Genomic DNA, 11,170 nt, shown 5'->3' with positions numbered 1-11,170 from the left:
AGTTGGCGGGATGGACGGCCCGAGTCGATGTCAACCACGGGAGTCGGCTTGGCACTTCGCAGCAGATCCGGCCGGGGCGCCGCCCTCCTCTCGGCGGCGACACTGGCGACCGGAGCCCTCACCGGCTGCCAGACCCTGGTGGACGCCGCCTCCGACGCGGGCTGCGACGGCACCGAGAGCCGCGTCGACGAGCTGAAGGCGCACGGCATCCTCGGCTCCCGGCCGCAGGGGACGGTCGTGCCCAAGGGCTTCGAGAAGCTCGACGCGGGCTGCTGGACGGACAGCGGCGAGGTATGGCTGTACGCCGAGCGGACGTACGTCCTCCCCGGCGGCGAGGGCGACAAGGCCGAGGTGACCCGGCACTACCGGGCGGCGGCGGAGCGCGCGGGCTGGCAGCCGTCCCGGGCCACCCGTGGGTCCGCGTCCGCCGACGGACCCACGAGCCTGTGCTTCACCCTCGGCACGAAGGCCGACGACACGACGCAGTTGGACGTGTACTTCCTGACGCGGGAGATCCTCGACGCCGAAGAGAGCGTGACGGGGCCCGAGTTCGCCTCCGGCACCGGCTACCGAGTGGCCGTCACGTCCGGGGCGGCGGACGGTTCGACGGCAGGCTGTCCGGACTGAGGCCCGGGATGATCGGGACGGTGTTCCACAGCGAGGACGTGCCCGCCGAGGACAGGTTCGACTACTGGCGGGAACTGATCGCCCGTACCCGCTCGAACGAGTTCATCAGCACGCACGCGGCCCGATTCTGGGGCGAGCTAAGGCTGTTGGAGCTGGGCCCGGCCACGGTGATGCGGGCGTCGTTCCTGCCGACACGGTTCCACCGGAGCACGCGCATGGTGCGCCAGGACGACCAGGAGCTGTACCACCTGACCCTGATGCTCGACGACGGAATGGCCCTCGACCACGCGGGCCGGAACACCGCCTTCGGCCCCCACGACCTGCACCTGGTCGACAGCTCGCGCCCCTACGACTTCCGCCCGGCGGACGACCACGAACGCCGGGTCGTCACAGGCATCGGCCTGGACATCCCCAAGGCCCTTATCCCCCTCCCCCCGCACCGCGTAAGGGAGTTGCTGAACCGGCGCCTGCCCGGCCACGAGGGAATCGGCGCCCTGCTGACCGACCACCTCACCGGCCTGAACCGCCAGGCCCACACCCTCCGGCCCGCCGACGCACCCCGCCTGGGCAGAGTCGTGGTCGACCTCCTCACCGCCTGGCTGGCCAGCCTCCTGGACGCCGAGACCGCCCTGCCCCCGGAGACCCGCCAGCAGGCCCTGACGGAACGCATCCGCGCGTTCGTTCAACAGAACCTGCACGACCCGGAGTTGACCCCGCCGGTGATAGCGGCGGCCCACAACATCTCGGTCAGCTACCTGCACCGGGTCTTCCAACAGCAGCCCCAGGGCGAGACGGTGGCGGCATGGATACGCTCCCAGCGCCTGGAGGGCGCCCGCCGGGACCTGTCCACCCCGACCCTGCGCACCACACCGATCCACACCATCGCCGCCCACTGGGGCTTCCCCCGGGCAGCCGACTTCACCCGGGCGTTCCGGACGGCGTACGGGGTCTCGCCGAGGGAGTACCGCCAGACGGCCCTGAGCGTCCAGTCGCCCGCCGGCCCGGTGACGTCCGGACCAGCCTGACGGGGCAGGACCCGGTATCCGTTCTCCACTGCTCCAAGCGGTCCGGTCAGATGGCGAACTCGTGCGTGATCCCCATGCAGTTGTCCTCTTCGAAGAGGAGCGCGATGTGGTAGACGTCGCTCTGCCATTGCAGAAGTACCTGATTGGACCCCACCAGGCTGAAGCTGGAGTAGGGCCCGACCACAGCGATGATGTCGTCCCGGCTGCGGCCCACGAGATTACCGAGACCCGCGAACCCCTGAGCCAGCTTCCGCCCTCCGGGCAACGCTCCCGAGTCCTCACTCATGATGCCCGCGAACAGACCCTCTTCGAAGAGGAGCGCGATGTGGTAGCTGCCGCTCTGCCACTGGAACAGGGTTTGCCCCGGCCCCGCCATGCTTTGACTGACCGGTGAACCAACTACGGCGACGATCTCCTCCAGCGTGCGGCCGGTGAGATTCCCCAACTCCGCGAAGCCCCGCTGCAGCCTCTGCCCCGACAGACCGAACACGAAAACCTCCCCCAGCACTGGTGAAGCCCGCACTCTACTGGCCTTGGACCAGGCCCGAACACCCTCAGCCGCCCAGACCAAGCCGACATGAATCTCCGTACGGGGACGGCCTGACGGAACGTGCCGAAGCGGTACGTCCCGTGGGCCCCAGGCTCTCGGTCCGCACGCCAGGCCCCGGACCGGTGCAGGCGGCCCCCTCCAGGAAAACCATGGACTCGCGTACGGCGATCTCGTTGGCCAGCCGGTCCGTCTCGGCGCGTGCCACCTCCGGGAGGCCTTCCAGCAGGTCGTCCTGGAACAGCTCCCAGTGCCAGTCAGCCACCGGCGACCTCACGGTGAGCCGCCTGTACGATCTCGCCTGCCTCCTGGATCGCCCGCTCCCGTACGTCAGGGTCGGCGCTGCTGATCGCCTGCTCGGCGACGTGCAGCCTGCGGGCCGTCTCCGGGTGCCTCTCGATCTCCACGACGACGCCCCACTGCCGGTAGAACATCCGGATCGGTACGACGCTGTCCTCGTCCCCGGCACGCACGAAAGCCTTCTGCAGGTCATCGAAGAACTCGGGCAACCGGGACGGAGCGACGGTGGCCACGGCCTGCCGCAGATCGGGCAGCGTCAGCTCGGGCCGAGGGATCAGTGGACCGTCCCCGTCCATATACGGCATGGTCATCGGCCGCCCCTTCCACTCGTCGAGCCGCGTTCCGGCACACGCCCACGCTAGCGCCATTCCCGTCACTTCTTGAGCCCGATGAGCGGAACGCCATCACATGGGGCGACAGCCGGCCCCCACTCCGCCCACACCGTCTTCCCCACCCCCTCCCGAGGCCCCACCCCCCACCGCCCGGCCAACGCCCCCACCAGCAAAAGCCCCCGCCCGAACTGATCGTCCCCGCCCACCTCCCGAGCACACGGCACCCGCTCGGCACGCGGATCGCTCACCTCGACGCGCAGGGCGTCGGCGGTGAGGGTCAGTCGTACGCGGATGAGGCGCCCCCGGATGCTCCCGTGCAGCAGGGCGTTGGTCATCAACTCGCTGACGACGAGGGCGACATCACCGGCCAGCTCCGGGTGCCCCCACTCGACGACCAGCCGGGCGGTGCGGGTTCGGGCGAGGGGGACGCTGCGGGGGACGGGGGTGTAGTCGAGGCGGTCCTCGTGGAGGAGGGGGTCGAGCATGGGGTGCACCTCCGAGTGCGTGGGGTGAGTGTCCGGGCACCGAAGGTAGTCGCGCCTCAACTCTCAGCACAATCGAACTGAGGAAGTTCTTCCTGAAAATGCCAAGTCATTCGACTGCGTAATGGCTGTGCGACACAGTGTGGCCGTGACGAGATCGACTCAGCCCCGGCAGGGACAGGTGTCAACTGTCCTGGCGCGCAAGCTAGGTGGAGAGCTGCTGCGGCTGCGCGACGCCGCCGGCAGGACCCAGCAGCAGGCTGCCGAGTCCATCAACGCGACCGGCACCAAGATCGTGAAGATGGAGCGCGGCTGGGTGCCGATGCGCGACCCGGACATCCGGGTGCTGTGCGAGTTCTACGGACTGGAGGACCCCAGGGTCCTCGCCCGGCTGCTGGAGCTGGCCCAGCTGGACCGCGAGCGGCGCAAGGCGAAGGGCTGGTGGCGCAACACTGTCGACAGCGGTTCCACCGCCGAGTACCTCGGGATGGAGGATGTCGCCGAGCGCATGCGCAACTGGCAGTCCTCGCTGATCCCGGGACTGTTCCAGACCTCCGAATACACGCGGGCTCTGGCCATTGACGAAAGCAGCACCTGGGGAGATCCGTTCGACGTCGAGCGCTGGGTCGAGGTCAGGCGCAAGCGCCAGGAACGGCTGCTCGGTGAACGTCCCATCCAGATGCACGCGGTGATCTGGGAAGCGGCGCTGCACCAGCAGATCGGCGGCGCCTCGGTCATGCGCGCCCAACTGGAACGCCTGCTGGACGTCGCGGAGTTGCCGAACGTGCGCCTACAGGTGCTTCCGTTCCGAGCCGGTGCTCATCCCTGCATTTCCGGCGCGTTCTGCATCCTCTCCTTCATGGAGAACGAGGCGTTGGACGTGGTCCAGAGTGACACCATGAAGGGCATGGTCTGGGCGGAGAACGAGGCCGAGAGCAACCTCTACATCACAGCCTTCGACAGCACGTCCCGGCTCGCCCTGGCCCCCCGCGATTCCCTCGCACTCATCGGCGACCTACGCAAGGAAATGTGACCGTGTCCAAGTTCGACTTCGTGAAGTCCAGCTACAGCCAACTGGCACAGGAGTGCGTAGAAGTCGCCCGCAACTTCCCCGGAGTCGTAGCCGTCCGCGACTCCAAAGCACCCACCCCCGACGCCCCCATACTCCACCTCTCCCCCACCGCCTGGCGGAAGTTCACCGCCGCGCAGTGACCCAGCGAATCGGGAAGACTTGTTCGTTTTCGTGTGCGCGGGGTGCGACGCCCCGCTGACCACCCCCCTGTCCCAGGTCGCCCTGCCCGTCCATGCCCATCAGAAGTACGGGAACGCAATCCAGCTCCCCGTGCTCATGGAGCCGGGCACGTTCGCCGTCGAGACGGAGCCCTGGGGGCCGCCCTGGCGGCGTTGGGAGGAGGTCGGTTCGGAGGAGGCGGCTCTTCGTGGTGTTCTCGCGCCGGTCCACGCCCTGTCCTACGGCGCGTCCGGCGCGATCGTCGTCGCTCCCGGGGACACGCGCGGAACCGTGTTGTTCCCGGAGCGACTCGGTGGCGCCTGTTGCGGGCTCGACGGCCGCGAAGGCCCCAACGCGGCCTGCGAGGCGTGCGGGTCGCTCGTGGCGACCAGGATCGACGACTGTTCGCTATGGCAGGCCACGTGGCTCGCCCCGGACGCGGTGCGTCGGTGCCCTGTCGACGGCGGCGGCGACACAGACGTTATGCCGTTGTCCTGGGCGGAGTTGGTGGCGGAGGGGAGTGCCACGCCTCCCTTCGAGCCGGTCGCCACCTGGGGAGGGTCACGGCTCGGGTCGAGCCACTTCTGGTCGTGGAGCCCGCGGTGGGTGGCCGCCGCGGGCCAGGCGCTCGCCCATCTGCTGGCCGCCTCGGAGGGACGACCCGTCACCGTCCCGGACGGCCTGGTCGCGGACCTCTTCCGACGCGCCCTCGACACCCTGCTGCCCACCGGGCCTTCGGCACGGCGCGCTGTCCTGGCCGGACCGGAACTGCCCGCGCCCGACACCGGCACCGGCTCCGACGCCCACGCCCACGCCGACATCCTCCTCGTACCCACCCATCCTCAGACGGGGGAAACCTGGGCCCCCGCCGATCCGACCACCTCGGCATACTGGGTGCCGCTGCCGTTCGGTGTGTGGCTGTCCCTGGTCTTCCCCGAGCCGTACCCGCCCGTCCTCGCGTCCGGCGTCATCCCCCTCGACGTGCTCCGTGACGACCCGCTCGCACCGCTTCCCCCACAGCCGTTCCGTGCCGACCCGCGCGTGTTCCACCGCACCATGGCCCGGCTACCGGCCGTACGCAGCCCGTGGCTGCGCGAGATCCTCAAGCAGAACTCCCTCACGCACCTCCTCTAGCACCCGAACAGCACCCCGAACTGCACGCCACCGCACACGAGTTGACGCACAGCCCAACCCCCTTGGCTACCCTGCACAAATGCCCACCGACCTGACCCTCCTCCCCCGCGTGGCCCACCGCGGCCAGGAGGTCACCGCGCCCCGGCTCCGTGCCTTGCTCGCGCTCCTCGCCGGCGACCACCGCACCGGCTGCAGCACCGAGCGGCTGGTGGCCGGGCTGTGGCCGGACGAGTTGCCCGAGCGGCCCGGCAAGGCGCTCCAGGTGCTCGTGTCCAGGGCCCGGACCCAGCTCGGTGCCGATGTCATCGCCAGCACACCCACCGGCTACCGGCTCGCCCTCGCCGAGGAACAGGTCGACAGTTCCGCCCTGTTGTTGCGTGCCGCCGAGTGCTCGGACCGCGCCCGCGCCGGCGACCACGCCGGGTCCCTCGCCGCCGCCGAGGCCGGGCTCGCCCTGTGGGAGGGCACCCCCGCCGCCGACCAGGACGGCGATCCCGTCGCCGCCCTGCGTGCCGAGCGTGCCCCCGTCCACCGTTCCCTCGTCCGCGCCCGCGCCCTCGCGCTCGCCCGGCTCGGGCGGCACGCGGAGGCCGCCGGGCCGCTGGCCGCCGTGGCTGCCGAGCACCCCCGCGACGAGGAGGTGCTCGCCGAACTGCTGCGCGGCGAGGCCCGGTCGACGGGGCCGTCCGCCGCGCTGGCCCGCTACGAGGCGTACCGGCGCGAGCTGCGCGACACGCTCGGCACCGATCCGGGGGCGCAACTCAAGTCCGTACAGCGAGAGTTGCTGCTCGGCGAGGCACCCGTGCTCCGGCACGGTGTGCCGCACGAGCCCAATCCGCTGCTCGGCCGGGACGACGACATCGCCGCCGTGGAACGGCTGTTGGGCGGATCGCGTGCCGTCACCGTCGTCGGGCCCGGCGGTCTCGGCAAGACCCGGCTCGCGCACGCCGTCAGCCGCCGGGCCGAGCAGCGCGTCGTGTACTTCGTGCCGCTCGCCGGTGTCACCAGGGACGACGACGTGGCCGCCGAGGTCGCCTCCGCGCTCGGCGCCGGTGAGGCGCGGCCCGGCGCGCTCGGCGGTCACGATCCCGTGCCCGGCATCCTCGGCGTCCTCGGCACCGGGCCCGCCCTGCTGGTCCTCGACAACTGCGAGCAGGTCGTCGCCGGTGCCGCCGCCCTCGTACAGGCGCTGGTCTCGTCCGCCCGGGAGCTGCGGGTGCTCGTCACCAGCCGGGCCCCGCTCGGTCTGACCTCGGAGGCCGTATACGCACTCCCCGAACTCCGACTCGCCACCTCCGTCGAGCTGTTCGGCCAACGGGCCCGCGCCGCCCGGCCCGGTGTGGAGCTGCCGCCGGACGCCGTCGCCGGGCTCTGCCGACACCTCGACGGGCTGCCGCTCGCCGTCGAACTGGCGGCGGCGCGCGTACGGGTCCTGTCCGTCCCGGAGATCGCCCGCCGCCTCGGCGACCGGTTCGCGCTGCTGCGCGGCGGGGTCCGGGGCGTACCGGAGCGCCACCGCACACTGCACGCCGTCGTCGACTGGAGCTGGAACCTCCTCGACGCGGAGGCCCGGGCCGCGCTGCGCCTGCTGTCCGTGTTCCCCGGCGGCTTCTCCGGCGAGGCGGCGGAGCAAGTCCTGGGCGGGGACGCCCTGTTCGTCCTGGAGCAGCTGGCCGACCAGTCGCTGCTCACCGTCGCCGACACCCCGGCCGGCGTCCGCTTCCGAATGCTGGAGACCGTACGGGAGTTCAGCGCGGCCCGGCGTACCGAGGCGGGCGAGGACGAGGTGGCCCTCGACCGGTTCCTGGGCTGGGCAAGGGAGTTCGGGGTCACGTACCACGACTGGTTCTTCGGCTCGGGACCGATGACCGCCTGGGAGCTGGTCAGGGCCGAGCAGGACAACCTCGTACTCGCCCTGCGGCACGCCCTGGCCCGCACGGACGGTCCCACCGTCGCCGCACTCACCGCCGTCCTCACCGCCCTGTGGTCCACCGGCTCCAACTTCACCCGCCTCGCCGCCCTCACCGCGGAGACCGGCCCGCTCCTGTCGCACTACCGTCCCGAGCCCGGGTCCGAGTACGTCGAAGTCGCCCGCTCCGCCGCCGTGTTGTCGACGGCGATCCTGTTCATGGGCTACGGCCCGCACGCCGTACGCCAGTTGGTCACCCTGCGGCGGCTGCCCCCGGCCCCGCCGGACACCCTGGCGCGCGCCATCGCGATCGTGCTCTGCGCGGTCCCCGAGATGCGGCCTCCGGACCACGAGGTGCTGCGGCGGCTCTGCGACAGCGAGGAGCCGCTGCTCGCCGGTATCGCCGAGTGCGTCGCCACCTATGTGTGGGAGTACGAGCACGACATCGACCGCGCGCTCGCCTCGGCCCGCCGGATCATCACCGCGCTGGCCCCGGTCGACAATCCGTTCCTCCAGGTCATGGGCCATGCCCGGCTGGGCGAGCTGTATCTGAGGACGGAGGGCGGCGAGGCCGCGTACACGCACCTCATGGCGGCGCTGGAGGCGCTGCCGCGGCTCGGTGACGAGCACGACTCCATCGGCGTACGCAGTGGTCTGGTCCTCGCCTGTCTGCATCGCGGCGATCCCGACGAGGCCGAGTACTGGCTGCGGCAGGCGGAGGGCCGCAGCATCCCGCAGCCGGACGACTTCCACAGCCCCGGCCTCGGCGGACGCGCCGAGATCGCGCTCGCCCGCGGGCTGACGGAGGTCGGGCTCGGCCTGTGGCGCGGCGCCCTGGAGGGGGTGACCGGGGCGTACACGCTGCACGGCGGCGATCCCTTCCTGGACCGGTGGGTGCTGCAGATCCAGTCGGCGGCGGTGACGGCGCACGCGCACGTCGGCCGCGTCGAGCAGGTCGCCGAGGTGGTCGTCCGGCTGCGCCAGGACCTGCGGACCATGCTGGACGGCCCGGCCGGTTCGCCCATGGAGGTGCTGTACGGGACGGCGCTGCACGCCCTCGGCACGGCGGCGCTCGCGTCCGGCGACGACATCCCGGCCGCCGTACGGATGATCGCGCTGGCCGAGCGGCTTGGGGTGCTGCGCGACTACCAGCCGACGATGTCGTCGGACCGCGCCCGGCGGGCGGCCGAGCAGGCCGACAGGGCGGCGTACGCCGACGCCGTGTCGGAGTACGCCGCCCTGGGACGGGACGGACTGCGGGACGCGGCCCGGGCTGTCGTCACGGCGGTGGCTTCCGCCTCTGCCACCACCACCGCTGCCACCTCTGCCGCCGGCGTCGCCTCTGCCGCCGGCTCCACCGCCACCGCTACTTCGGGTCGCGGTTGAACTGCGCCGTCGACCAGCGGTAGCCGAGGGCGATCAGGCCGAGGCACCAGGCGACGGCGATCCAGCCGTCGTTGCCGATCTCGGTGCCGAGGAGCAGCCCGCGCAGGGTCTCGATGGCCGGGGTGAAGGGCTGGTACTCGGCGATCGGCTGGAACCAGCCCGGCATGGTGTCGGCCGGGATGAAGGCGCTGGAGATGAGCGGGAGCAGGATCAGCGGCATGGCCATGTTGCTGGCGGCCTCGGGGTTCGGGCTGGCCATGCCCATGCCGACGGCGATCCAGGTGAGGGCGAGGGAGAACAGGGCGAGCAGTCCGAGTGCGGCCAGCCATTCCAGGGCCGTCGCGTCCGTCGACCGGAACCCGATGGCCACGGCGACGGCACCGACCAGGACCAGGCTGGCGAGCACCTGGAGCACGCTGCCGAGGACGTGCCCGATGAGGAGCGATCCCCGGTAGATGGCCATGGTGCGGAAGCGGGCGATGAGGCCCTCGGTCATGTCCATGGAGACGGCGATGGCGGCCCCGATCACGGTGGAGCCGATGGTCATCATCAGCAGGCCCGGGACGATGTAGGCGATGTAGTCGGAGCGGTCGGCGCCGCTGCCGCCGATGCCCGCGCTCATCACGTCGCCGAAGATGTAGACGAAGAGCAGGAGCAGCATGATCGGCGTGAGCAGCAGGTTGAGGGTCATGGAGGGGTAGCGGCGGGCGTGCAGCAGGTTGCGGCGCAGCATGGTGTTCGAGTCGCGGAGGGCGAGGGTGAAGGCGCTCATCGGACGTTCTCCTTGGTCGAGTCGGTGAGGGTGGCGGGGCCGGTGAGGGCGAAGAAGACGTCGTCCAAGTCCGGGGTGTGGACGGTCAGTTCGTCCGCCTCGACGCCGGCGGTGTCGAGCCAGTCGAGGATCGAGCGGAGTTCGCGTTGGCTGCCGTCGCTGGGGATCTGGAGGGCGAGGGCCTCGTCGTCGCGGGTGACCTCGCGCAGGGCGGTGGCGGCGGACTGGTAGGCGTCGGGGTCGGTGAAGCGGAGGCGGACGTGTCCGCCGGGGATGAGGCGTTTGAGTTCGTCGGCGCTGCCCTCGGCGGCGATCTTGCCGTCGTGGAGCACGGCGATGCGGTCGGCGAGTTCGTCGGCTTCTTCGAGGTACTGGGTGGTGAGGAAGACGGTGACGCCGTCGGCGACGAGGCCACGGATGATGCCCCACATGTTGTGCCTGCTGCGGGGGTCGAGTCCGGTGGTCGGTTCGTCGAGGAAGATGATCCGGGGGTTGCCGACGAGGGTCATGGCGAGGTCGAGCCGGCGCTTCATGCCGCCGGAGTAGGTGGAGGCGGGCTTCTTCGCGGCGTCGGTGAGATCGAACCGCTCCAGCAGCTCGGCGGCGGACTTCCTGCCCTCGTCCCGGGGCAGGTGGTGCAGGTCGGCCATGAGGAGCATGTTCTCCTCGCCGGTGATCAGTCCGTCCACGGCGGAGAACTGCCCGGTGACGCCGATCGCGGCCCGTACGGCCTGCGGGTCGGTGGCGAGATCGTGGCCCCCGACGCGCAGCTCGCCCGCGTCGGCGCTGACGAGGGTGGAGAGGATCTTGACGGCGGTGGTCTTGCCGGCCCCGTTCGGACCGAGCAGGGAGAAGACGGTGCCGGTGGGGACGGCGAGGTCGATACCGTCGAGGACGGTCTTGTCGCCGTAGGCCTTGCGCAGCCCGTGGGCCGCGATGGCGGGTGAGTGCGATGTCGTCGAGGTCATGCCGAGGAGATTGCGGCAGGCCGCATTCAGCGCGGTTTCACCGTGGTTTCAGCGCCCTGGAAGGTGTTCTCGCCCCCGCCGCCCCTACCCGTCCCATCCCTGGGGGCTACCGCCCCCAGACCCCCGCTTGTCGGCCTGAACGGCCTCGTCCTCAAACGCCGGACGGGCTGGAGATGCCGGCCTGCGCTGAAAACCCAAGCCCCGCCAGCACCCCAGGGCCACGGCCCGCACCCCTGAAGCCACGGCCAGCACCACTCAGCCCGTCCGGCGTTTGAGGACGAGGCCGTCAAGGCCGATCAACCCCCCACCCACCCCCCCCCCCCCCCCCCCCCCCCCCCCCCGCGACCCCCGCGCCCCCCCCCCCCGGGGGGGGCGGGGGGGGGCCCCCCCCAGGGATGGGACGGGTAGGGGCGGCGGGGGCGAAGAAACTCACCCCGTACGAGCCGTCCCCGTCCCC

Annotated in this window: 12 protein-coding genes; 6 read left to right on the top strand and 6 right to left on the bottom strand. The window is 71.4% G+C overall.

The features are described from left to right. The first annotated feature begins 48 nt into the window (after positions 1–48). Complete coding sequence (locus CW359_RS22625; RefSeq protein ID WP_105971911.1) at positions 49–627, top strand: hypothetical protein; 579 nt, start codon at positions 49–51, stop codon at positions 625–627. 8 nt (positions 628–635) lie between these two features. Continuing rightward, entirely contained in the window at positions 636–1,652 is a 1,017-nt protein-coding gene (locus CW359_RS22620; RefSeq protein WP_105971910.1) for a helix-turn-helix domain-containing protein, read from the top strand. 46 nt (positions 1,653–1,698) lie between these two features. Here CW359_RS22620 and CW359_RS22615 read toward each other — a convergent pair whose 3' ends face one another. The 4 genes from CW359_RS22615 to CW359_RS22600 form a co-directional block, all read right to left on the bottom strand. Then, positions 1,699–2,142, bottom strand: coding sequence for a hypothetical protein (locus CW359_RS22615; RefSeq protein WP_157968619.1), 444 nt, complete (start codon positions 2,140–2,142; stop codon positions 1,699–1,701). A gap of 64 nt (positions 2,143–2,206) precedes the next feature. Continuing rightward, the gene (locus tag CW359_RS22610; RefSeq protein ID WP_157968618.1) at positions 2,207–2,464 is read right to left on the bottom strand and encodes a hypothetical protein; all 258 of its coding nucleotides are present in this window, start codon (positions 2,462–2,464) and stop codon (positions 2,207–2,209) included. Beyond that, complete coding sequence (locus CW359_RS22605) at positions 2,457–2,810, bottom strand: hypothetical protein (RefSeq protein ID WP_105971907.1); 354 nt, start codon at positions 2,808–2,810, stop codon at positions 2,457–2,459. Before CW359_RS22605 ends, CW359_RS22610 begins: the two co-directional genes overlap by 8 nt. Positions 2,811–2,872: 62 nt before the next feature. Continuing rightward, a complete protein-coding gene (locus CW359_RS22600) occupies positions 2,873–3,316 on the bottom strand; it encodes an ATP-binding protein (protein WP_105972025.1) in 444 nt (147 codons plus the stop codon). 145 nt (positions 3,317–3,461) lie between these two features. Between CW359_RS22600 and CW359_RS22595 the strand changes: the two genes are divergently transcribed. From CW359_RS22595 to CW359_RS22580, 4 genes are all read left to right on the top strand, one after another. Continuing rightward, a complete protein-coding gene (locus tag CW359_RS22595) occupies positions 3,462–4,346 on the top strand; it encodes a helix-turn-helix domain-containing protein (RefSeq protein ID WP_332874992.1) in 885 nt (294 codons plus the stop codon). A gap of 2 nt (positions 4,347–4,348) precedes the next feature. After that, positions 4,349–4,525 carry a DUF397 domain-containing protein gene (locus tag CW359_RS22590; RefSeq protein WP_105971905.1) on the top strand — a complete coding sequence of 59 codons (177 nt, stop codon included), beginning with the start codon at positions 4,349–4,351 and terminating at the stop codon, positions 4,523–4,525. 19 nt (positions 4,526–4,544) lie between these two features. Beyond that, the gene (locus tag CW359_RS22585; protein ID WP_105971904.1) at positions 4,545–5,678 is read left to right on the top strand and encodes a hypothetical protein; all 1,134 of its coding nucleotides are present in this window, start codon (positions 4,545–4,547) and stop codon (positions 5,676–5,678) included. Positions 5,679–5,757: 79 nt separating this feature from the next. After that, positions 5,758–8,973 (top strand): ATP-binding protein, encoded by a 3,216-nt coding sequence (locus tag CW359_RS22580; RefSeq protein WP_105971903.1) that lies wholly within the window; start codon positions 5,758–5,760, stop codon positions 8,971–8,973. Here CW359_RS22580 and CW359_RS22575 read toward each other — a convergent pair. Next, on the bottom strand, positions 8,954–9,745 hold the full coding sequence (locus CW359_RS22575) for an ABC transporter permease (protein ID WP_105971902.1): 792 nt from the start codon (positions 9,743–9,745) through the stop codon (positions 8,954–8,956). The two genes, CW359_RS22580 and CW359_RS22575, sit on opposite strands and share 20 nt — an antisense overlap. Beyond that, entirely contained in the window at positions 9,742–10,713 is a 972-nt protein-coding gene (locus CW359_RS22570) for an ATP-binding cassette domain-containing protein (RefSeq protein ID WP_105971901.1), read from the bottom strand. Before CW359_RS22570 ends, CW359_RS22575 begins: the two co-directional genes overlap by 4 nt. Positions 10,714–11,170: the final 457 nt, after the last annotated feature.

The organism is Streptomyces geranii (genome assembly GCF_002954775.1).
GTDB lineage: Bacteria > Actinomycetota > Actinomycetes > Streptomycetales > Streptomycetaceae > Streptomyces > Streptomyces geranii.
This window is presented reverse-complemented; position numbering and strand designations above follow the sequence as displayed.

Bases quoted from the DNA above. Each gene is read 5' to 3' on its own strand.
- CW359_RS22600 (WP_105972025.1), bottom strand. From the start codon at position 3,316: ATGCTCGACCCCCTCCTCCACGAGGACCGCCTCGACTACACCCCCGTC.
- CW359_RS22605 (WP_105971907.1), bottom strand. From the start codon at position 2,810: ATGACCATGCCGTATATGGACGGGGACGGTCCACTGATCCCTCGGCCC.
- CW359_RS22580 (WP_105971903.1), top strand. From the start codon at position 5,758: ATGCCCACCGACCTGACCCTCCTCCCCCGCGTGGCCCACCGCGGCCAG.
- CW359_RS22570 (WP_105971901.1), bottom strand. From the start codon at position 10,713: ATGACCTCGACGACATCGCACTCACCCGCCATCGCGGCCCACGGGCTG.
- CW359_RS22575 (WP_105971902.1), bottom strand. From the start codon at position 9,745: ATGAGCGCCTTCACCCTCGCCCTCCGCGACTCGAACACCATGCTGCGC.
- CW359_RS22620 (WP_105971910.1), top strand. From the start codon at position 636: ATGATCGGGACGGTGTTCCACAGCGAGGACGTGCCCGCCGAGGACAGG.